Source organism: Ruegeria sp. YTSA168 (genome assembly GCF_059610045.1).
Genome location: NZ_JBXWMW010000004.1, coordinates 80,828 through 101,266 on the forward strand (window position 1 = coordinate 80,828; position 20,439 = coordinate 101,266).

Consider the following 20,439-nt stretch of genomic DNA (forward strand, 5'->3'; position numbering starts at 1 on the left):
TGAAGGTTTCAGGCCATCTAACTGACCCAATGTTTGTGTGATCTCGCACCACTGAATGGCCTGATACCCCGCATGTTTGCGGAGAATTGGTGTTTAAACTGTTCCGCCCAGCGAGCCTTCCAGTTGGGCCAGTTCCTGCCCCCCTGCCATCAGGTCCTGAAGCTCTTCTGGCGTGATCTCACCCCGTTTCGCAGTGCCGAGCGTTTGACCCCGGTTCAACACGGTAAAGCGGTCGCCCACGGCCAACGCGTGGCGCACATTGTGGCTGATGAACACCACGCCGACGCCCTGACTGCGCACCTTGTCGATGGTCGCTAATACGTTCGAAGTTTGACGCACCCCAAGGGCCGAGGTCGGCTCGTCCAAAATCAGGATTTTCGCCCCAAAATGCACGGCACGCGCAATCGCAACCGTCTGACGTTCACCGCCCGACAGGGTGCCAACGGCCTGGTCCGGGCCCCGCAGATTGATGCCCATCTTGCGCATCTCTTCCATGGTGATCTCATCCGCCAGCTTCTTGTCGAAGAAGTTGATACCGGCGACTTTGCGCGTCGGCTCATTACCCATGAAGAAGTTGCGGCTGACGCTCATCAACGGGATCATGGCCAGATGCTGGTGCACCGTAGCGATGCCCGCAGAAATCGCGTCGCGCGGATCTTCGAAATGCATAGGCTTGTCTTCGAAGAAAATCTCACCCGCTGTTGGCTTGTGCACACCGGACATCGTTTTGATGAAGGTCGACTTACCCGCGCCATTATCGCCCAGCAGGCAATGACACTCACCCGGTTTGAGGTCGAAACTGACACCGGCCAGCGCAATCACAGACCCAAAGTGTTTCTGGATGTCGACCATACGGATGATCGGTTTTTGCTCTTGCGCGTCGCCATGATGGAATTTGGTGTCTTCAGTCATCTCAGTGTTCTCCTGTGATGATGCGACGGATATAGGTGTTCAAGATCACCGCACCCAGCAGGATCACACCCAGGAACACCCGGAAGAGCGAACTTTCGACTCCGGCAAAGAACAGCCCCTGCTGCACTACGCCAAAGATCAGCGCGCCGAGCGCCGCGCCCAGAACCGAGCCATAGCCGCCGGTTAGCAGCGCACCGCCAATGACCACCGCAATGATCGCCTCGAACTCTTTCAGCAAACCACGATCCGCACCAGCCGAGCCGAACTCCATCACCTGACAGGTGGCAAACACGGTGGCGCAGAAGGCGGTGAACATAAACATCAGGATTTTCACCTTGTTCACAGGCACACCCGAATTCCGTGCGGCCTCGGCGTCTCCACCTGCGGCAAAGATCCAGTTTCCGAACTTGGTTTTAGTCAGCAAAACATGGCCAAAAATGATGATGCCGATGGCCCAGATGATCAGCATCGGAATGCCGTCCACCACTGGTTCGCCTAGGCGCGATCCGCGCTCGAACGTGGCAATGATCCCATTGTCACCCAGCCAAACGAAAAGGCCCTGAAACACCTTGCCGCCAAAAACCGAAGCGAGCCAATCGCCTTCTGCTGCATCCTTGATGCCGCCGATGATGGTCTTGCGTTCAATCGTCTGCGGCAGAAAGATCGTAAAGCCGCGCAGGATGAACAAAAACGCCAGCGTCACAATAAAGCTGGGCAATCCGGTGCGCACGACAATAAAGCCGTTGAGGGCACCGATAGAGACACACAGAACAAACGTGACGATGATCGCCATCCAGACCGGCCAAGTCAGCGTGACCGAGAAGATGGCAATCATCATCCCGGCAAACCCGATCATCGACCCGACGGACAGGTCGAACTCACCCGCGATCATCAACAGGCAAGCCCCTACGGCGATGATCATGAACTGGGCTGAAACGATCGACCAGTTCATCACGCCTTGAGAATTGAACATGCCGCTGTCAAAGGCAAACAGCAGAAAGAAGGTGAAAACGGCGACGGTTCCGACCATACCGCCCAGTTCCGGGCGGATCAGGGCGCGGCGCAACGGCGAGATCTCTTTGATCCGTTCGTCGCCGCCTGCCGTGGATTGAGCTGACTCTGACATAAAGGTCCTCCCCTCGCGGGTGATCCCGAAGAATAAGAAAGTTGGGTTGAGCGGGCGTCAGATCGCGCCCGCTCGGGTGTGAAGATCAGCGGTATTCGCCCGCGAATTCTTCGATTTTCTCAAGGCCGTCAGCAGTTACAAAACCGGGGCCCGAGTTGATGTTGTTGCCGGGCAGAACGCCATAGCGGTGGTAATTGGTCATCACAACAACCGGCAGGTAAGCCTGCAAGAAGGGCTGCTGGTCGATCCCCCACTGAATGGTGCCGTCTTTGATCGCCTTCACGATTTCACCACCCAGATCGAAGGTGCCGAAGTAGATGTCGCCAGCCATGCCGTTTTCCTGCAGCGCCAGGATGGTCGGATCAGCCGATGTCGGGCCAAGCGTCAGAACAGCATCCGTATCCGGATTGGCCGACAGATAAGCCAGAACGCGGTTCTTGATCTCAGCCGGGTCCTGACCCGCATCGATCATCTGCTCGCCCAGTTCAATACCCAGACCATCTGCGAAACCCTGGCAGCGCTCTTGGCTGGATGGCTGAACGATATAGTGGTTCACGCACAGGAACGACCCGATGCCATCGCCTTTGGCACGCAGACCGGCGGCATATCCTGCATCATATTCGGGCTGCCCGACATACATCAGCGCACCCACTTCGCGCGCCTTTTCGGGCGTGCCGGTGTTCATGATGATCACGTCGATACCGGAATCCACAGCGGCCTTAATGGGGCCTTCCAGAATATCCGGGTCAGCCAGAGTGGTGATGATCCCGTTCGGACCCGAGGCTGCCGCCTGATCGATGATCCGCGCCATGTCGGCAAGGTCTCCGGTGGGCGGGTTGCGGTATTCAACCTCAACACCCATCTGATCACCCGCGAGCGCGATGCCGTTCTTGATCGTGTTCCACCAGCTGTCACTGTCAGGCGCATGGCTGACCAGAATGTACTTCTCGCCTTCTGCGGCAGCGCCTGTCGCGGCTGCAACCGCAAGCGCGCTGGCCGCAAGAACACTTTTGACAAATTTGTTCATTTGGTTTCCTCCCATAAAAACCGTCGATTTTTTGCTCTGGGCGTTTACCCCTGTTCATCCGGCCAGGCCGAATCTCCAAGGCTCGGGCTAGGTTCCGAGCTGCGTTCAGTTTGAATAAATTCACTCATTTTGCAACCGGTTTCAAAATATCGCTAAGTTGAACCGGCCTTCCGGACCCGGCGGATTGGGTCGCCGCCTCGGCCATGGCCAGCGCCGCGACACCGTCTTCCAGCGTGACCGGGACGGCTGTACCCGCAGTGATTGCCTCGACAAAAGCGGCCCATTCAGCCTTGTAGGCAGTCATGTACCGTTCGAGGAAAAAGTATGTCGGCTTGGCACCAACAACGCCATCGGCGGTGGATTTGATCACGGTGTTTTCCAGCACGTTCTGGGCCTGCAACAGACCTTCAGACCCCAGCATCTCGACCCGCTGGTCATAGCCATAGGCTGCGCGGCGCGAGTTCTTGATGACAGCGATCCGACCATCCGAATAGGTCAGTGTCGCGACAGCTGTATCAACATCCCCGGCCTGTCCGATTTCGGGATCAACCACCGCTGAGCCAACGGCGGAAATCGCCACAGGCAAGTCACCCATAAGGTAGTTCGCCATATCAAAATCGTGGATCATCATGTCCCGAAACAACCCGCCAGACACTTTGATGTAGCTTACAGGTGGCGGTGCCGGATCGAAGGACGTGATCGAAAGCAGCTCGGTCTTGCCAATCTCTCCGGCATCCGAGGCGGCTTTCATCGCCGAGAAATTCGGGTCGAACCGGCGGTTGAACCCAATCATGATGGGCTTTTGGTGATCCGCCACGTTTGCCTGACACGCCACCGCACGCTGCAAATCCAGATCCACCGGCTTTTCACACAAAACCGCCTTGCCCGCCTGCGCCGCCACCTCGATCAGGTCGGAATGCGTATCTGTCGGGGTTGCGATTAGAACGGCATCAATCGCGGGATCTGCAATGATTTCATCTGAACTGCGTACCTGCGCGCCATATTCGCCCGCAAGCTGGCTCGCCGCGTCGGCGACCGCATCTGAGACCGCAGAGAGGGTGCTGTCAGGATGCGCCGTAATCGCCTGCGCATGAACGCGCCCAATCCGACCGGCCCCAAGCAGTCCAACACTCAGCATGCATCTCTCCCGAATCCTGTTGCGCTTCACAATGTTAATTTTTGCAACCGGTTGCAAGATGTTTTTTTAGGCGATCCCTCCATATCACCAAAGCGCCGGAACCACTTGGAAATTTCAGGCCTTTTGGGCGCGACAGCCTGTTGGATTCTCGATGTTTTCCCGCAGCATTTCCCAGAGACCAAACAAAAATCGTCTGTTCTACGGGAATCCCCCAATTTCGCGGATCGTCGGCTTTCGCTAGATTGTGAATCAGCGGTTAACATTACCACTGAATAACCCCCTTGCGAGGGGCTGGCCCAAACCCCCTCACCCAGCCCCTCGAACCCCCTTGTACAATACGATAATTGCTAAGGCTACTTGTGGGGTGGTGTTTCATTGGTTTTGTCTGGCAAGCAAATGGAAGACGGTGTCTGAGATGATGGCGGCAGATGCATTCTGCCTCAAACAAGCCTCCAAGCAGACAGGCGTCGTCAGAGTGCCCCCGGAACCAAACCCTTGCTTGCCACCATCACTATAATGTCAAAAAGATACACGGTGGCAATGACAGCATGGGACTACCACAAGCCTAGACCTTCGTCACATTCTTGCCCGATTACTTCGCTAACGAAAGCAACGTTTTTTCTATGCGCCCCCCAATTTCGACTGGGTTGCAATAGTTTGTGTAGGTTAGATCGGGGTATCGTTATGTCTCAACTCAGTGGAATCCTCTACTATAGCTTTGCCCGAGATGGTATCTCAGACGAAGCTCTTCAAAATATCGTCACGCGCGCCAGAGCACGGAACAGCGCTCTCTCGGTGACGGGTCAACTACATTTTGAGAATCGGTTGTTTTTGCAATGGCTTGAGGGGGAGAAAGCGGAGCTGAACAAGATATGGGATATCGTCTCTGCCGATCCGCAGCATTCAAGCCTGTCGTTGGTTTTCCAGGGAGAGATACCCAAAAGGTATTTTCCTAAGTGGAAAATGGCCCATACTAACCGTAAAGATGCTCTTCTCCTTCACTACCTACAAAAGAGGGGGCTAATACTAAGTGACAAAAAAGAGAGACTGAGTGAACCACTACTTGAGTTCCTCTGCAACATGGCCGTCGCGTCTGACCGTCCGATCCGGAATATTCGTAGCCTGCCAGATAGCCATCCTGTCAAAGACTACTACCTACTTGCATCTGCTCCTTCGAAGTAGCTTAGACGAGCATCGGAAGGTTCGGCGACGCTGATGCCCATGAGAGGTTGCGGGCTATTCGATGAAATCGCCGGAACAGAAGGTAGATTTCAAAACAATGGTAGCGTTCCGCCTCAACGGTTTGTTTGCAATTGGCGATCCCTGAAGGACTCGAACCCTCAACCTGCTGATTAGAAGTCAGCTGCTCTATCCAGTTGAGCTAAGGGACCGCTGCGCCCTTCTTGCGGTTTTTATGGGCGGGGTTCAAGAGCCAAGCGCATGAACGCGCTGTTGGGATCTTCTTCATAGCCGTAGATCGGACCGCAATAGGAATATCCCAACGCCTCGTAGAGTTTGCGCGCAGCGTCATATTCGGAAAGATGGGCCGCGCCAGTTTCCAGTACCAGCGCGGAGACTCCTTCGGCTCGGGCCAAGTCAGCCAAATGCGTCATGATCTCACGCGCCAGGCCGCGACCGCGCGCCGCTGCAACAACATGAACCGATTTCACCTCGGCCGTGCCATCGGGAAGGGTTTTGAGAGCACCGCAGCCAAGCGCAACATCATCTTCGAAAGCGCCCCAAAACCGAATCTCGGGCGCGCGCAGCGCTTCCACATCCAGCGTATGATTTGAGGTTTGAGGCGTCGCCTCCCAACTATGCGCAAGATGGGCCTGTATAATCGGACGCAGAGCCTCTGATCCGGGATCAGCGGCACGAATCTCGATCATTTAGTGGGTCCAGGGCGCGCGACGATCGGTGGCAAAATTCTCGCCATAGCCGCGTTGCCGCAGGTTGGGTTTGCGCTTGTGCGGCTCGCTTACCTGTGCGTCGATGCCATTGTCCTTGGCATAATCCAACGCTTCTTCTTTGGTGTCGAACTTCAGGCGCACCTGAGTCTGCGTATCATTGGACGATGTCCAGCCCATTAGCGGATCAACCTCACGCGCCGAAGCTGGTGCATATTCCAGCACCCATTTGCGGGTCTTGGCCATGCCCGAGGTCATCGCATTTCGGGCGGGCTGGTAAATCCGTGCGCGCATGTCGCCTCTCCGTACTTACTTGGCTAGCGTGTTTATGCGCCAGTGTGCAGTCAGGGGCAAGACTGCACGCACAACAGTTAACAAACTGTCGCGCAAACATGGTATCCTTGGAGTGTTTGTTTCAATTGATTGGAGAAGCCCGATGTCAGGGACATCTTTTACCGCTCGTGTGGACCGTGTAGTTGATGGGGATACCGTTCGTGTCTTTCTGGACGACGATGCCGACAAAAGCGAAAGCTTGCGCATTTTGGCGCTTGATACCGAAGAAGTATTTGCTGGCAGTAAACCGGTTACCCCGCTTGGTCACGCTGCATCCGACCGCGCCAAGGAACTGATTGCACCCGGGGATACGATCAAACTGATCCTACCGGGAAACGAGCCACGTGCCGAAGCCTTGCAGAAATACCGTGGCAATTTTGGTCGGGTTCTCTGCTATCTCGAACTGGAAGACGGCACTGATTTTCAACAGGTGATGATTCAGGAAGGCCTTTCACCCTATTTCCAGAAATACGGCTATGCCGAATTTGCCCATTTACATGACCGGTATCGCGAGGCCGAACGCACAGCGCAATCCGCCACGCTGGGCATCTGGGACCAGGTGGCCAACAATGGCTCGGTCATGCGCAACTATGCCGCCCTGACAACATGGTGGGACCTGCGGGCACGCATCATTGAAGGCTACCGCGAAATCAAGCGCCGGAACCCCGAGATCAACATGTTCAACACTCGGCTGGATTACGATCGCCTGGTCGAGATTGCCAAGGCTGGTCAAGAAACAACCGTATTCATTGAATTGCGCGATTTCACGCCCACCTCGGGCGATCATATCCTGTTTCACACCGGCAGCCTGACCCAGCCCTACCAGTTGTTCATTCCAAACGGGAATGTCGGCGGCGGCGAGGATGTGATGAACCTGATCCTGAACCGCTATCGCGCGGATGGAGAAGAGCAACCGCGTCGCTCCTACGCGTATGTCACAGGCCCCACCAAGATGTTCCCGGATGATGACACCGGGCGGCCGGAGATTATCGTGACCGACCCCGCGCAGATCACGGATTGGCCCGGCCTGGCATTGGAACGGGCTGGCGTATCTGGATAGGACCGCGTCAGCATGTTGGCCCATCCCGTACGGTCGGGCCAACACTTTGCCAACCATCGGAAATTTTGGGACCCAGCTTATGACAAAAACTGTCATCAGCTGGGTTTAAGTGATCATACGAGCCCAGTTTTCAGGATCGATCGCATGTATCCACCAATACGGCACGGGTAGCCGCTACGCCGCTGCGGCCTGATTTCAGCCGCATAAGTCCATATCTTACCAGGATCAGCCCTTGCAGACGGACAAAATAAGAACAAATGTAGGGGCCTGACCCGGAGCCTGCCCATGCCATACGCCCATTCCGACAAGACCCAAATGACAACAGAAGATGTTCGCGCACGCCTGAAACTGGAAGGCGGCAAGCAGTTTGTCATGCACACCGAATTCGCCCCCGCAGGCGACCAGCCGACTGCGATTAAAGAGCTGGCGGGCGGTGTTCTGGACGGCGAGCGAGATCAGGTTCTGCTAGGTGCGACCGGCACGGGCAAAACCTTCACCATGGCCAAGGTGATCGAAGAGACTCAGCGCCCTGCGATCATCCTTGCACCGAACAAGACATTGGCGGCGCAGCTCTATGGTGAGTTCAAGGGCTTCTTCCCTGAGAACTCGGTCGAATACTTCGTGTCCTACTACGACTATTATCAACCCGAGGCCTATGTCGCGCGCTCCGACACCTATATCGAAAAAGAATCCCAGATCAACGAACAGATCGACCGGATGCGGCACTCGGCAACGCGGGCTCTGCTGGAACGCGATGACGTGATCATCGTGGCCTCGGTGTCCTGCATCTACGGTATCGGCTCGGTCGAAACCTACGGGGCGATGACGCAGGACCTGAAAGTGGGCAATGAGTACGACCAGCGACAGGTGATGGCTGATCTTGTGGCCCAGCAATACCGCCGCAACGATCAGGCGTTTCAACGCGGCTCGTTCCGGGTGCGCGGAGATTCCTTGGAAATCTGGCCTGCTCACCTGGAGGACCGCGCATGGAAGTTCTCGTTCTTCGGTGAAGAACTGGAGACCATCACCGAATTCGATCCGCTGACCGGTGAACGCGCTGCCACGATGGAACAAGTGCGCGTTTACGCCAATTCGCACTACGTGACGCCTAAGCCGACGATGAACCAAGCGATCATCGGGATCAAAAAGGAACTCCGCATCCGGCTGGATCAGCTGGTGGGTGAAGGCAAACTGCTGGAGGCCCAACGGCTTGAACAACGCACCAACTTCGATCTGGAAATGCTTGAGGCGACCGGCGTCTGTAACGGAATCGAGAACTATTCGCGCTACCTGACCGGCCGTGCGCCGGGTGAGCCGCCCCCAACCCTGTTTGAATTCATCCCTGACAATGCCATCGTCTTCGCCGATGAAAGCCACGTGAGCGTCCCCCAGATCGGCGGCATGTACCGGGGCGACTATCGGCGCAAATTCACGCTGGCCGAACACGGGTTCCGTCTGCCGTCGTGCATGGACAACCGCCCGCTGAAGTTCGAGGAATGGGACGCCATGCGCCCGCAATCTGTCTTCGTCTCGGCCACGCCTGCGAAGTGGGAAATCGAGCAAACGGGCGGCGTTTTCACCGAACAGGTGATCCGCCCCACCGGCCTGCTGGATCCCGAGGTCGAAATCCGCCCCGTCAGCATGCAGGTCGATGATCTGCTGGACGAGGTCCGCAAGGTCGCCGCCGATGGTTACCGCACGCTGGTCACCACGCTGACCAAACGCATGGCCGAGGACCTGACCGAATATTTGCACGAACAGGGCATCAAGGTCCGCTACATGCACTCGGATATCGACACGCTGGAACGGATCGAAATCCTGCGCGACCTGCGGCTGGGGGCGTTCGACGTGCTGATCGGTATCAACCTGCTGCGCGAGGGGCTCGACATTCCCGAATGCGGGCTGGTCGCCATTCTGGACGCGGATAAAGAGGGCTTCCTGCGGTCCGAGACCTCGCTGGTCCAAACCATCGGCCGCGCCGCGCGGAACGCCGACGGCCGGGTGATCATGTATGCCGATAAGATCACCGGTTCGATGGAACGTGCCTTGGGCGAAACCAACCGCCGCCGCGCCAAGCAGATCGCTTATAACGAGGAACACGGCATCACGCCTGCGACGGTGAAAAAGAATGTCGAGGACGTTCTGGCCGGCCTTTACCAAGGTGACGTCGACATGAACCGCGTCACCGCCACCATCGACAAACCGATGCACGGCGCCAACCTTGAGGCCCATCTGGACGGGTTGCGCGACCAGATGCGCAAAGCCGCCGAGAACCTTGAGTTCGAAGAGGCCGCCAACATCCGGGATGAGATTAAACGTCTGGAAGCGGTCGATCTGGCCATCGCTGACGACCCCATGGCGCGCCAATGGGCGGTCGAGAAAGCCTCGGAAGACGCAGTGAAATCGCGCGGACGGTCAACGGCTGGCCGACCGGGACAGCGGGGTGGGAATGTGAAGCGGCGGAAGAGTTAGAACGATGTTTGAAGAGTTGGTAAAACTGATACCGCAGGAGATATTGAACTATTCAGGAGAAGTTGCTTACTCGGGGCTTACTGCTTTTGAGAACCGTTCGAATACTTACATTCTTGGCATACAACCGGGCGGTCATGCTCATGATAAGAGGCTTCCATCAATTTCTGAAGCGATAAACAGGACACAAAACACTACCAGCGACTATTCCGCTTATCTTGATGAAGTTTGGCCGCCGAGAACAGAAGCGGGACAGGCTCCCATGCAAAAACGCGTAGCTCATCTGGCTAATGTGTCTGGCCTGAATCTGCGGCACATACCCGCTAGCAATCTCTGCTTTCGCAGGTCTCCAACAGTCGCAGCTAGTGATTTTGATTTGCAGACTGAAATTGAAGCTTGCTGGCCCTTTCACGAGCAAATCATCCAGCGGCATTTAATTCAGAACATTATCGCATTGGGTCACGATACTGGACGTGCGCTTGAAGCAAAGCTTGGAAATGGGCGTATTGTTGACGAGTACTTAGAAGAAGGCCCTCGTGGCTGGCGATCGTTTGTATTTTCTTCGCAAGGAATCCAAGTATTTGTCCTTACTCATCCCGGAAGGGCAAACTGGCTAAATCCTAAGCTTGACCCGAGTTCTTTGGTCGCAAAACACCTTCGACAGCAAGCGTAGGATGGGTTTCCAACCCATCACTTCGGGGCGACCCATTTCGCGAGATGGGGAAAACCCCCATCCTACACGCCACTCATCACTCCGCCCTTGCAGCCCAGCGCGCACTCAGCCACGTTTGTATTCACAAATTGTGAGTCCAAACGGTTGCCATGACGACCCCGAATAGCCTGCCCAGCCCGCATGAGGCCCAAAGCACCATTCACCGGGTGCGCTACACCCGCGTGGTGCTGACCGAGCATCTGGCGCGCCTCTCAGGAACATCCGTAAGCGCCTTCAATCATGTCGTATCGCGTAAGGTCTGCCTCAGTCGTTGAAGCGGATCACCATCCTTGCCCGAGGCCCATTGGCAGCTAAGTTACCAATCATGCGTACCGTCCTGCTCTCAATAATCCTCGCCACCCCGGCTTCTGCATGGGAGGCGACAGTCGGGCAAATCTGCACCCTGTCACACAGCACCGACCAAGCAGACATCTTCCTGACCTACGACCCGTCTCAGCCGCTTTATACACTGACCGTCACCCGCAAGACCGCGGGTTGGACTCAGACCCCATGGTTTGCCATGCGCTTTGACGGCCCGAACCCGATTGAAATCGCCACGCCGCGCCATGTGTTGTCGGACAATGCGGCCTCGCTGACCGTCACGGATACCGGGTTTGGCAATGTTCTGGATGGGCTGGAATATAATCAGACCGCCTATGCCTTTACGCAGGACGGTCTTGCCGAGTTTCCATTGGATGGCGCCGCGCCCGAGGTGCGCATCTTTCGCGATTGTGCGGGCGCTCAGCTCTCTTAGCAGCGGCCGGTCACCCCGACCTTCAGATCACGGCCGCACGAACTTCGCGTTTCCGACCGAGCGCACGGGCGCATCATTGCTGCGTTGCGCCGGGGTGCTTTGAACCTGCACCGAACCCGATCTTTCACAGGATACACCGTTCCCGTCCGGGTCATAGCGTTCGTGATAGCCCGCGTAGCCTTTGCGGAACGGGCCAAAGCCAATCGCCTCGGGCGCTGAGCAACCTGTTAAAGCGATCAGATGCAGGAGGGCCCCGTTGCGGTCATATTCGGACGTCCGGATATAGATATTCACAGCCAGCAACAGCGTGGTAATGGGCAAAGCAAGCAGCATGAGCGAAATCCGGAAGGGCGACAGCGCCTTGCGGCGTGTCGCTTCGGCTCGCAATTGCCGCTTTGTCGGTGTCTGGCTTTGGCTCTCAGGCTTTTGCATCGTGTTATCCAGATCCATGGGCCGAATCTAAACCTCATTTGTGGCGAAGCCGAGGCGATTCCCGCCTAACAGCTCAAAGCTGTGACACATACGCCCATCTGGTCATTGGAAGACCGCCGATTACGGGTGATCAAACGTATCGGCCACGTCATACATGACCGGCTCAAAGCTCTTGCACATCTCGTTGATCTTGCGGTTCCGGTTGCGCATCTCGGGCGTGCGCAACATGGCAAGAAAATCCTCGCGCCGTTCCCATTGTGAGTAATTGGCAATCCGGGTCTGGGCATCGTTCACGTGCAACCCCGCCGAAATGAACCCCGGTTGCTTCGAGATGAACTCGGCATAGGCATCTTTCAACGCGTCAAGCAGATCGTGACAGGTGCCCGGGGTCATTTCAAACGTTGTGATGACGGTCTGTACGCTGGCATTTTTTGCTATGGTCGGCATCTGCTCCTCCTGTGGCTAGATCAAGCGTAGCACAGAGAACTGATATGTCGTCCATTTCCTTTGTACGGAAAGTAGCCGCCCTAGAAAGGACGGCCACCTCAATCTTTAGCTTTCGAGTCTTACCAGAACAGATACTGCACCCCTCAGAGTCTCCGGCCAGTGTAAGTGAATATTGCCGCCCCCACCCTGTTCAAGCTGAACATAGGGCGCAAAAAACCTGACCGTTCCGAAGAGGCTAACAGTCGGCCCCAGCATAGTAACGGCATCACAGCTCCGAGCTTTGCCTCCAAATGGCAACTGTCCGGAGGTCCCGATAACCCAAACGCTGCTGGCGGTGTTCTGGTTATGACGAACCCTCAACGGGTTCGCCGCCTTCTTATCGATCCCGTGATATGTGTTGTTTTGGAACGTCACATTGATATAGCGATCCTTGTTAAGATCAGCAAAGGTCGTATCCACTCTTTCCGCACGCTCTATATCACTGCTGCTGGACCGGAACTTGTTTCCCGTCACCGCAAGACCATTCAGAAAGTGGCCGGGCCCGTGCGGGCGGATCACGATATAGCTGAACCAAGGCGGTGCCTCGCTTGAATAGAAGATATTGTCCGTGATACTCATTGCGCTGAAAGAATAGCCCGAGACGTAGCTGGGCTCGGCATCACGCTCATTCGTCCATTGGATAAAGCAGTTGTCCACATAGTTCTCGGCAATCGTCGAACTGTTATAGGTCCCGATCATGATCAGACCTGCCGTCCGTACGCCTTGAGGGATGCTATCACCTTGGAAAAAGTGGTTGCCAAGGATCATGTTGTTGTCACCGCCGACAACAGCAAAGTGCTTGAACCGAACAATACGATTGTGGCGCAATTTAACATCATTCGCGTTTGTATTCAGCGCGATCGAGTTCCGGTCGGGGACGATAAAGGATTCCTCGGCCGACAAGAACTGGCAGTTGTCGATCAGCATCCCTTTGCAGCCCGTGCCAATTGACGAGATGCCTCGATCCTTAGGACGGCTAACAAAGCAATCGGTCAGCGAAAACGTACTGCCCGATGGGGCCAGCCGAATAGCGCTGCATCGGCTGTTGCACTGAAATTCAATCTGCTCCATCCCAAACTTGCGCAAGGTGCTGAAGCCGCTGAAATCCAGCAGGTATTTAAAGGACCGGAACGTATATGTCTGCGTTCCCGAGGCATCATAAAGCGGTGCGTTCAGTGTGATTTCACCTGCGCCCACATCCTTGGATCGCACATAAATCTCACGCCCGACGCCCGCACCCTGCACCAACGAACCAACGGGAATATTCGCCACATTCGCCACATCTGTCAGGCGGGTGGCATCCGAAGGGTCATATGTGGCAACTGAAGTGAAGCTCTCTGTATCCCAATCCGAACTGCTTTTGACATCAAACTGGCCGTTTCGGATAACACGGCGTGTCGAGAAACCCTGTTTGTTTGGCACAGCAGCGGCCATATCAATCGGACCTGTAACCGAGATCTTCCGGCCCGCCAGATCCAACGAGTCGTGGTCGGCATTGTTAAGCAAGGCCTGAAACGCCTTCTTAAAGGCCAACTCCTCATCACCGAATGCAGTGATATAGGCGGGCAGATCGAAATTCTTGGTCAGCAACAGCATCTTGTCATCAGGCATCGTAACCGTGCCCTCAAAATCCATCTCGGACGCAATGCTGGTGTTCTCACCCAGATGGTATGTGCCTTGTGGGACGTAAATCCGACGCCCGCCAGCGGCCTGGTCAGCGGCCTCAAATGCAGCTGAATCATCGGTGATACCATCACCAATTGCACCAAAATCCCGAACATCGACGATGCTGATCATCTCGCGCAGGAAAACCCCGGTCACGTCTGTAATTTCTATATCGTCCACACGCACCAGCGCGCCATTTGCACCCTCAATGTCCAGGCCAAAATGCCCATACAAGGCTGAAACGCCCCACGGCATGTCGACACCCGGTCGGCGCCCGGTTCCGACGATGGCGGTGATTTCATGCACTTCGCCGTAGCCGGACAGCTGCGTCGCGGGACCCTCTTCGATCACACCGTCAACATGAACCTCTCCGGCACCACCTGCCCAGGCCGCGATCCGCACCTCAGGCAACGGACCACTGATCGCCTTGACGCGCGCCTTGATCTGCAAATAGCAGCCCGGCAGCAACGGTGTTTGGCCCATGTAACGCAATTGCTGCGTCGGATTGACCTTCAGAATCTCAAGGCAGCCGCCAAAATCTGCATCCGCCGGAACAAACACGCCTGTGCCGGAACCGGCATAAGTTGGCGTACCCGGGGTTCCATCCCCTGCGGACCAAACGTCCAACCCATTGGCGAACTGAGGCGGCATGAAGACGATGCCGTCGGTGATTGCCTTGTTCATAGAAATCCCTTTCCCAATCGCGTCGCGCATCACAGCGACACGTTCAAACCCGGTGCTCGGGTCCAGCCCGAACGCGAAAGTCTGAGTATCGAAAAGGAATTAACCGCAGTTCATCCCACCGTTACGGTGGTGTTGCGTCAGGCAGAGGGATCAGTGTTGCGTAGCAGCTGTACACCATTGATTTTCCAGGCATCGCCTTGCTGCACCATCTGGTAATCCAATATGTGGATCTGGCCATCCCCATCCACAATCATCACCTTTTGCCACAACAACCCCGCAATCTCACGCAGTTCCAGAAACCGCAACTCCGCTGGCCGCCAAACCATCGGGTATCCACCACGCACCATCGCGCCGAAATTGTCAGGGTTTTGGAACATCCTTTGAATATTGGGGCTGGCATAGGTAAAGGCGGTGTCAAAATCATCCGCTTTGAAAGCCTGTATCTGAGCCGCAATATTGGCTTCGATCTCGGCGTTCTGGGCCGCTGCGATTGGGGCCAAGCCAAAGCTCAGAAACAGAACAAGCAAAATACGACGCATGGGGCCACCTCCTGAACAAAGGGTAGCCCCACGCGGTTTCAGGTCAATCAGACCAATTCTCCGGCCAGTGCCTTGTCAATCAGGGCAATGGTTTCGGGCACACCATAGAGCGCAATGAAGCCACCAAAACGCGGACCTTGCGACGCGCCCAGCAGCACCTCATAAAGCGCCGTGAACCAGCCCCGCAGGGGATCGAACCGCTCACGCCCGATAGAATAGACGACCGATTGCAGTGCCTCGTCTTCCATCGGACCATCATAAGTTTCCAACGCCGCTTTCAACGCCTCCAACGCCTCACGTTCCTGATCCGTCGGCGCGCGGTGTATACGCGTCGGTTTGACGAAGTCGTTAAAGTACCGCACCGCAAAGCCCGCCGCCTGATCCAGATCAGGATGAGTCTCGGGCGTGGCCTCCGGCGCATAGCGCCGCATAAAGCCCCACAGTGCCTCTTTGTCTTCCGCCCCGGACACCGATGCCAGATTGAGCATCATCGCAAACGGCACAATCAGCGTCGATTCTGGAACATTCCCGCCGTGGATATGCCAGACCGGGTTGTTCAATTGTGCCTTCAGGTCTTGCCCCGGATAGGCGCGAAGCTGCTGATGATACTCATCATAGGCCTTGGGGATCACATCAAAATGCATCCGCTTCGCCGTCTTGGGTTTTTGATACATGAAATAGGCCAGCGACTCAGTCGGCGCATAGGTCAGCCATTCATCAATCGAGACACCATTGCCGGAAGACTTGGAAATCTTCTGGCCATTCTCATCCAGGAACAATTCGTAAGAAAAATGCTCGGGCGCACGACCGCCCAAGGCCCGGCAGATCGCGTCATAGATTTTCTCGTTGGTGGCATGTTCCTTGCCATACATCTCAAAATCGACGCCCAAAGCCGCCCAGCGTGCGCCGAAATCCGGCTTCCACTGCAGCTTCACATTGCCGCCGGTGACAGGAACGGTCCATTCCTTGCCGGTCTCATCGTCAAAGGTCACGGTATAGGTCTCGGCACAGACCTTTTTCATCGGCACATACATCACACGGCCGCTTTCGGGGTGCAGCGGCAGGAAGATCGAATAGGTTTGCTGGCGTTCTTCGCGCAGGCTTTTCAGCATGATCGCCATGATCTCGTCATACCGTTCGACCGCGCGCTTGAGCACCTCGTCAAACTGGCCGGATTCGTAGAATTCCTTGGCCGAATAGAACTCGTACTCAAACCCAAACGTATCCAGAAAACGCCGCAACATCGCGTTGTTATACGCGCCAAAGCTATCGTACTCGCCAAACGGATCGGGCACCGAGGTCAACGGACGCTGCAAATGCTGCTCCAGAATCTCTGGGTTCGGCACATTGCTGGGTACTTTCCGCATCCCGTCCAAATCGTCCGAAAAACAGATCATCTTGGTAGGGATATCAGATAGCGCCTCGAACGCGCGCTTGACCATCGTAGTCCGCGCAACTTCGCCGAACGTACCGATATGGGGCAGGCCAGATGGGCCATAGCCCGTCTCGAACAGCACATATCCTTTCTCCGGAGCACCTTGTTTGTACCGTTTGAGCAACCGGCGCGCCTCCTCAAAAGGCCAGGCCTTGGACGTCATGGCGGTATCGCGCAGTTCAGACATTTTTTGGTGTGCTCCATAAGGGAAAACCGTCCCGATCGCCCCATGCCATCGGACCGACCCCTCCTATTGTGCGAGCGCAGCATGAGTCAATAACGACACATGCTTTTTCCGATTCGTCACAACTGCGTCGGGCAATCAGGACGGCCTGCCAAGCTGACGAATGCGGACATTAAAAGGGAAAACTGGAAACCGTGTTCAACAGCTACGAAACTTCCAGCAGGGTATCCCGACCGAACTTGCGGATCCGGTCGGGATCGGCGCTACTTTAGAGGCACTCAGCCAAAGTCTTGGCCATGTTTTGAATGAGCTGTGGATACAGGTCCTTGCCCGGCTCAAGGTCCGAGCCCAGCGGATCAATCACACCGGTATTCGCCTCGGTTCCCCCCAGAACCGTTTCGATGATCCCCGGATTGAACTGCGGTTCCGCCAAAACGCAATCGACACCTTCACCGGTGATGCGACCCTGGATTTCAGCGATGCGCGCCGGGCTTGGATCGGCCGCATCCCCCAACGAAATGGCACCCGCCGCCGGAAAATCAAAATCGTTTTCGAAGTACTGATAGGCGTCATGGAAAACGATAAAGCTGCCACCGCGCACTGGTTCGAGCGTCTGGGCAACCTCAGCAGACAGCGCGGCCATCTCTTCACGCGCCGCAGCAGCATTTGCAAAATAGGTGCCGGCATTGTCCGGGTCAGCAGCCGACAGTTGTGCCGCGATCAGGTTCAGCCATGTGCTCGCATTTTCAGGCGATAGCCATGCATGTGGATCATGCGCCCCGTGATCGTGCCCGTCATGATCATCATGATCGTCGTGACCTGCATGGTCTTCGTGGTCATGATCGTCATGGTCCGCGTGTCCTTCGCCGTGGTCATGGTCGTCATGATCTTTCGCGTCAGCATGATCGTCATGATCGTGATCGTCTTCCTTGGCATGATCATGGTCATCATGTTTGGCGTGATCATCCTCGTGGTCATGATCGTGATCATCATGCCCATGGTCATCGTGGTCGTCATGATTGTCGTGGGAATGCGCTTCGAACAGCGCGTTTTCACGGAAATCCAGCAAGATCGTGCCGTCTGACTCCAGCAAAGTAGTAACGGTCGCACCATCTGTCAGCGTTTCGACCGCGCCTTCCATCCACGGCGTCAGGTCCTCGCCCATCCAGAACACCAGGTCCGCCTTTTGCAATGCGGCAGCTTCAGACGGGCGCAGGCTGTATTCATGAGGGGATGCGCCTGCTTGTACAATCAGATCTGGCTCACCAACACCGTCCATAACACGCGCGACAAGTGAATGAACCGGAGCGATATCGACGGCCACATTGGGGACCTCGGCCAAGGCCGTCCCCCCCATCAAAACCGCCGTGATCGAAACAGGAAGAAGCTTTCTGGACATCAGACACCCTATGTGATTTTATAACGTCAGCAGCGACATACATGATATATAATAACATGACAAGCGAGACACCATCGACCCCGGCCGACAACGCCGACCTGATTGGCTTTGCCAAGCACGATCACGCCTCCTGCGTTGAAACCGGGCTGGCCACCGCGCAGGCACGCTGCGAGGCAGAAGGGCTACGGCTAACGCCTGTTCGCCGCAAGGTGTTAGAGATGCTGCTGCAGGAACATCGCGCACTGGGCGCATATGGTATTCTGGATCGCCTGCGCGACGAGGGGTTCGGATCACAGCCACCCGTTGCCTATCGTGCCCTGGATTTTCTGGTGGAGAATGGCTTTGCCCATAAGATTGAGCGTCTCAATGCCTTCGTCGCCTGCGCACATCCCGGCGGGTCCCATTCACCCGCCTTCATGATCTGTCGCAAATGCGATGCCGTGGCCGAGGCCTATTCAGCCCCCGCCAAGGGTGCGCTTGGGGCTGCAGCACGCGCCGTAGGGTTCGAAATCGAACGTACAGTCGTCGAGGCCGAAGGCATCTGCCCCGATTGCATCGAGAAACGCTGACGATGGCACTCGTCTCTGTCAAAGACCTTGTCGTCCGATATGGCGCGCACACCGTGTTGAGCCATGTAAACATGGACATCAACCCGGGCGAGATTGTAACGATTGTTGGGCCCAACGGCTCAGGCAAAACCAGCTTGTTGCGTGCAATCATCGGCGCCACACAACCCGCAGCCGGGCGCGTCGAGCGCAAGCCAAGGCTACAAATCGGGTATGTTCCGCAAAAACTGCATATCGACCCAACGCTGCCCATTTCGGTTGATCGCTTCATGCGCCTTACAGATCGGGTATCAAAACAGGATTGCGCCGAAGCGTTGAAAACAGCGGGCGTACCAGACTCGCTGAAACGCCAGATGTCGCAGCTATCCGGTGGTCAGTTCCAACGGGTCCTTCTAGCCCGTGCCCTGATCAACCGTCCTGAACTCCTGCTGTTGGACGAAGCGACCCAAGGTTTGGATCAGCCCGGCTCTGCCGCGTTTTATCGCCAGATTGAGGATGTCCGGCGCGATACTGGCTGCGCAATACTGATGATCAGTCACGAACTACACGTGGTGATGAGCGCCTCGGACCGCGTGATTTGCCTTAATGGGCATATCTGTTGCGAAGGTTCACCTGCAGTGGTCGCCTCGGCCCCTGAATACCGCGCCCTGTTTGGCACAGGCACGGGCGGCGCACTGGCCCTTTACCGCCATGATCACGATCATCACCACCACGACCACGCAAACCCGCAGGAAGCCGCTGAATAATGCTTGATGATTTCATGACTCGGGCAACGCTCGCCGGGATTGGCGTGGCTATGGCAGCAGCGCCCTTGGGGTGTTTCGTCGTTTGGCGTCGGATGGCCTATTTCGGCGATGCAACCGCGCATGCTGCCATCTTGGGCGTCGCCTTGTCTCTGACTTTCCAGATTTCCGTGTTTACCGGAGCGCTTGCGGTAGCTTTGATCATGGCACTTACGGTGACTTTGTTGGCGGGCAGAGGTTATGCAATGGATACACTATTGGGCGTGCTGGCCCATTCGGCGCTAGCCTTTGGTCTTGTTGCCGTCTCGTTTCTGTCGGGTGTTCGCATTGACCTGATGGCCTATCTGTTTGGTGATATTCTCGCCGTCTCGAAATCCGACCTGATCGTCATTTGGGGTGGAGCCGCATTGGTTGTGGCCTTGATCACTTGGCGCTGGTCTCCTCTGTTGACCGCGACCCTGAATGAGGAATTGGCCTACGCGAGTGGCTATAACCCTAAGCGCGAACAGTTGATCCTGACCTTGGCGCTTGCTGTCACGGTTGCCGTCGCCATCAAGGTTGTGGGAGTTCTGTTGATCGCAGCCATGCTGATTATCCCAGCCGCCGCCGCGCGCAGCCTGGCCCGCTCGCCAGAATCGATGGCAATGATTGCCGCCGGGATAGGCGCGCTTTCGTCGATTGCAGGCCTCCGGGCCGCCTATGTTTTCGACACACCCGCTGGCCCATCAATTGTTTGCGTGGCGGCAGTGATATTCGCCTGTTTCAGCCTGCTTGGCTGGCAGGGTCGGCGCACCTGAACCAACGACAAAGAATGCGACGAAACAAGCTGTTGAACCCGCACGCGCCCACACATATCGTACAGCTTTGA

At 56.2% G+C, this 20,439-nt stretch carries 21 protein-coding genes and 1 tRNA gene; 9 read left to right on the top strand and 13 right to left on the bottom strand.

Annotation, left to right across the window (positions count from 1 at the left end; genetic code table 11):
* Positions 1-93: 93 nt before the first annotated feature.
* The 4 genes from AC2FFE_RS09655 to iolG form a co-directional block, all read right to left on the bottom strand.
* On the bottom strand, positions 94-912 hold the full coding sequence (locus tag AC2FFE_RS09655) for an ATP-binding cassette domain-containing protein (RefSeq protein ID WP_480500018.1): 819 nt from the start codon (positions 910-912) through the stop codon (positions 94-96).
* Position 913: 1 nt separating this feature from the next.
* Positions 914-2,038 (bottom strand): ABC transporter permease, encoded by a 1,125-nt coding sequence (locus AC2FFE_RS09660; protein ID WP_480548690.1) that lies wholly within the window; start codon positions 2,036-2,038, stop codon positions 914-916.
* 85 nt (positions 2,039-2,123) lie between these two features.
* Complete coding sequence (locus AC2FFE_RS09665; protein ID WP_480548688.1) at positions 2,124-3,065, bottom strand: sugar ABC transporter substrate-binding protein; 942 nt, start codon at positions 3,063-3,065, stop codon at positions 2,124-2,126.
* Between the two features lie 124 nt (positions 3,066-3,189).
* On the bottom strand, positions 3,190-4,203 hold the full coding sequence (gene iolG, locus AC2FFE_RS09670) for an inositol 2-dehydrogenase (RefSeq protein ID WP_496846510.1): 1,014 nt from the start codon (positions 4,201-4,203) through the stop codon (positions 3,190-3,192).
* Between the two features lie 684 nt (positions 4,204-4,887).
* Here iolG and AC2FFE_RS09675 point away from each other — a divergent pair.
* Entirely contained in the window at positions 4,888-5,385 is a 498-nt protein-coding gene (locus tag AC2FFE_RS09675) for a BLUF domain-containing protein (RefSeq protein ID WP_496819130.1), read from the top strand.
* A 132-nt stretch (positions 5,386-5,517) separates the two neighbouring features.
* Here AC2FFE_RS09675 and AC2FFE_RS09680 read toward each other — a convergent pair.
* From AC2FFE_RS09680 to AC2FFE_RS09690, 3 genes are all read right to left on the bottom strand, one after another.
* A tRNA-Arg gene (locus AC2FFE_RS09680) sits at positions 5,518-5,594 on the bottom strand.
* Positions 5,595-5,615: 21 nt separating this feature from the next.
* The gene (locus tag AC2FFE_RS09685) at positions 5,616-6,092 is read right to left on the bottom strand and encodes a GNAT family N-acetyltransferase (RefSeq protein WP_496846511.1); all 477 of its coding nucleotides are present in this window, start codon (positions 6,090-6,092) and stop codon (positions 5,616-5,618) included.
* Positions 6,093-6,404 (bottom strand): ETC complex I subunit, encoded by a 312-nt coding sequence (locus tag AC2FFE_RS09690; protein ID WP_353011777.1) that lies wholly within the window; start codon positions 6,402-6,404, stop codon positions 6,093-6,095. It abuts the gene before it with no gap.
* A gap of 142 nt (positions 6,405-6,546) precedes the next feature.
* On the opposite strand from AC2FFE_RS09690, the gene AC2FFE_RS09695 reads away from it, so the two are divergent.
* The 5 genes from AC2FFE_RS09695 (at position 6,547) to AC2FFE_RS09715 (ending at position 11,438) form a co-directional block, all read left to right on the top strand.
* The gene (locus tag AC2FFE_RS09695) at positions 6,547-7,503 is read left to right on the top strand and encodes a thermonuclease family protein (RefSeq protein WP_496846512.1); all 957 of its coding nucleotides are present in this window, start codon (positions 6,547-6,549) and stop codon (positions 7,501-7,503) included.
* A gap of 285 nt (positions 7,504-7,788) precedes the next feature.
* On the top strand, positions 7,789-9,975 hold the full coding sequence (gene uvrB / locus AC2FFE_RS09700) for an excinuclease ABC subunit UvrB (protein WP_496846513.1): 2,187 nt from the start codon (positions 7,789-7,791) through the stop codon (positions 9,973-9,975).
* 4 nt (positions 9,976-9,979) lie between these two features.
* Positions 9,980-10,645, top strand: a complete 666-nt coding sequence (locus tag AC2FFE_RS09705; RefSeq protein WP_496846514.1) for a uracil-DNA glycosylase family protein — start codon at positions 9,980-9,982, stop codon at positions 10,643-10,645.
* 149 nt (positions 10,646-10,794) lie between these two features.
* Positions 10,795-10,959, top strand: a complete 165-nt coding sequence (locus AC2FFE_RS09710) for a hypothetical protein (protein ID WP_496846515.1) — start codon at positions 10,795-10,797, stop codon at positions 10,957-10,959.
* A 50-nt stretch (positions 10,960-11,009) separates the two neighbouring features.
* Positions 11,010-11,438, top strand: a complete 429-nt coding sequence (locus AC2FFE_RS09715; RefSeq protein ID WP_496846516.1) for a hypothetical protein — start codon at positions 11,010-11,012, stop codon at positions 11,436-11,438.
* 27 nt (positions 11,439-11,465) lie between these two features.
* Here the strand turns inward: AC2FFE_RS09715 and AC2FFE_RS09720 are convergent, their stop codons facing one another.
* The 6 genes from AC2FFE_RS09720 to AC2FFE_RS09745 all read right to left on the bottom strand — a co-directional run bounded on the left by AC2FFE_RS09720 (position 11,466) and on the right by AC2FFE_RS09745 (position 18,262).
* Complete coding sequence (locus tag AC2FFE_RS09720) at positions 11,466-11,870, bottom strand: excalibur calcium-binding domain-containing protein (protein WP_496819121.1); 405 nt, start codon at positions 11,868-11,870, stop codon at positions 11,466-11,468.
* Between the two features lie 120 nt (positions 11,871-11,990).
* Entirely contained in the window at positions 11,991-12,317 is a 327-nt protein-coding gene (locus AC2FFE_RS09725) for an antibiotic biosynthesis monooxygenase family protein (RefSeq protein ID WP_496846517.1), read from the bottom strand.
* Between the two features lie 105 nt (positions 12,318-12,422).
* Positions 12,423-14,705 (bottom strand): glycosyl hydrolase family 28-related protein, encoded by a 2,283-nt coding sequence (locus AC2FFE_RS09730; RefSeq protein WP_496846518.1) that lies wholly within the window; start codon positions 14,703-14,705, stop codon positions 12,423-12,425.
* Between the two features lie 137 nt (positions 14,706-14,842).
* Positions 14,843-15,244: a DUF4864 domain-containing protein gene (locus AC2FFE_RS09735; RefSeq protein WP_496846519.1), complete on the bottom strand. Its 402-nt coding sequence runs from the start codon at positions 15,242-15,244 to the stop codon at positions 14,843-14,845.
* 47 nt (positions 15,245-15,291) lie between these two features.
* Positions 15,292-16,866: a lysine--tRNA ligase gene (locus AC2FFE_RS09740; RefSeq protein WP_496846520.1), complete on the bottom strand. Its 1,575-nt coding sequence runs from the start codon at positions 16,864-16,866 to the stop codon at positions 15,292-15,294.
* Between the two features lie 265 nt (positions 16,867-17,131).
* A complete protein-coding gene (locus AC2FFE_RS09745) occupies positions 17,132-18,262 on the bottom strand; it encodes a zinc ABC transporter substrate-binding protein (protein ID WP_496819114.1) in 1,131 nt (376 codons plus the stop codon).
* Between the two features lie 56 nt (positions 18,263-18,318).
* On the opposite strand from AC2FFE_RS09745, the gene AC2FFE_RS09750 reads away from it, so the two are divergent.
* Genes AC2FFE_RS09750 through AC2FFE_RS09760 form a run of 3 tightly spaced genes read left to right on the top strand, consistent with a single transcriptional unit; the run spans position 18,319 to position 20,368 of the window.
* A complete protein-coding gene (locus AC2FFE_RS09750) occupies positions 18,319-18,831 on the top strand; it encodes a transcriptional repressor (protein WP_496819113.1) in 513 nt (170 codons plus the stop codon).
* 2 nt (positions 18,832-18,833) lie between these two features.
* The gene (locus AC2FFE_RS09755) at positions 18,834-19,574 is read left to right on the top strand and encodes a metal ABC transporter ATP-binding protein (RefSeq protein ID WP_496819112.1); all 741 of its coding nucleotides are present in this window, start codon (positions 18,834-18,836) and stop codon (positions 19,572-19,574) included.
* A complete protein-coding gene (locus tag AC2FFE_RS09760) occupies positions 19,574-20,368 on the top strand; it encodes an iron chelate uptake ABC transporter family permease subunit (RefSeq protein ID WP_496846521.1) in 795 nt (264 codons plus the stop codon). The genes AC2FFE_RS09755 and AC2FFE_RS09760 overlap by 1 nt, the downstream gene beginning before the upstream one ends.
* The last annotated feature ends 71 nt before the right edge of the window (positions 20,369-20,439 follow it).

Excerpts from the sequence above, each read along its gene's own strand:
- AC2FFE_RS09655 (WP_480500018.1), bottom strand. The coding sequence starts at position 912 with ATGACTGAAGACACCAAATTCCATCATGGCGACGCGCAAGAGCAAAAA.
- AC2FFE_RS09660 (WP_480548690.1), bottom strand. The coding sequence starts at position 2,038 with ATGTCAGAGTCAGCTCAATCCACGGCAGGCGGCGACGAACGGATCAAA.
- AC2FFE_RS09665 (WP_480548688.1), bottom strand. The coding sequence starts at position 3,065 with ATGAACAAATTTGTCAAAAGTGTTCTTGCGGCCAGCGCGCTTGCGGTT.
- iolG (WP_496846510.1), bottom strand. The coding sequence starts at position 4,203 with ATGCTGAGTGTTGGACTGCTTGGGGCCGGTCGGATTGGGCGCGTTCAT.
- AC2FFE_RS09675 (WP_496819130.1), top strand. The coding sequence starts at position 4,888 with ATGTCTCAACTCAGTGGAATCCTCTACTATAGCTTTGCCCGAGATGGT.
- AC2FFE_RS09685 (WP_496846511.1), bottom strand. The coding sequence starts at position 6,092 with ATGATCGAGATTCGTGCCGCTGATCCCGGATCAGAGGCTCTGCGTCCG.
- AC2FFE_RS09690 (WP_353011777.1), bottom strand. The coding sequence starts at position 6,404 with ATGCGCGCACGGATTTACCAGCCCGCCCGAAATGCGATGACCTCGGGC.
- AC2FFE_RS09695 (WP_496846512.1), top strand. The coding sequence starts at position 6,547 with ATGTCAGGGACATCTTTTACCGCTCGTGTGGACCGTGTAGTTGATGGG.
- uvrB (WP_496846513.1), top strand. The coding sequence starts at position 7,789 with ATGCCATACGCCCATTCCGACAAGACCCAAATGACAACAGAAGATGTT.
- AC2FFE_RS09705 (WP_496846514.1), top strand. The coding sequence starts at position 9,980 with ATGTTTGAAGAGTTGGTAAAACTGATACCGCAGGAGATATTGAACTAT.
- AC2FFE_RS09710 (WP_496846515.1), top strand. The coding sequence starts at position 10,795 with ATGACGACCCCGAATAGCCTGCCCAGCCCGCATGAGGCCCAAAGCACC.
- AC2FFE_RS09715 (WP_496846516.1), top strand. The coding sequence starts at position 11,010 with ATGCGTACCGTCCTGCTCTCAATAATCCTCGCCACCCCGGCTTCTGCA.
- AC2FFE_RS09720 (WP_496819121.1), bottom strand. The coding sequence starts at position 11,870 with ATGCAAAAGCCTGAGAGCCAAAGCCAGACACCGACAAAGCGGCAATTG.
- AC2FFE_RS09725 (WP_496846517.1), bottom strand. The coding sequence starts at position 12,317 with ATGCCGACCATAGCAAAAAATGCCAGCGTACAGACCGTCATCACAACG.
- AC2FFE_RS09730 (WP_496846518.1), bottom strand. The coding sequence starts at position 14,705 with ATGAACAAGGCAATCACCGACGGCATCGTCTTCATGCCGCCTCAGTTC.
- AC2FFE_RS09735 (WP_496846519.1), bottom strand. The coding sequence starts at position 15,244 with ATGCGTCGTATTTTGCTTGTTCTGTTTCTGAGCTTTGGCTTGGCCCCA.
- AC2FFE_RS09740 (WP_496846520.1), bottom strand. The coding sequence starts at position 16,866 with ATGTCTGAACTGCGCGATACCGCCATGACGTCCAAGGCCTGGCCTTTT.
- AC2FFE_RS09745 (WP_496819114.1), bottom strand. The coding sequence starts at position 18,262 with ATGTCCAGAAAGCTTCTTCCTGTTTCGATCACGGCGGTTTTGATGGGG.
- AC2FFE_RS09750 (WP_496819113.1), top strand. The coding sequence starts at position 18,319 with ATGACAAGCGAGACACCATCGACCCCGGCCGACAACGCCGACCTGATT.
- AC2FFE_RS09755 (WP_496819112.1), top strand. The coding sequence starts at position 18,834 with ATGGCACTCGTCTCTGTCAAAGACCTTGTCGTCCGATATGGCGCGCAC.
- AC2FFE_RS09760 (WP_496846521.1), top strand. The coding sequence starts at position 19,574 with ATGCTTGATGATTTCATGACTCGGGCAACGCTCGCCGGGATTGGCGTG.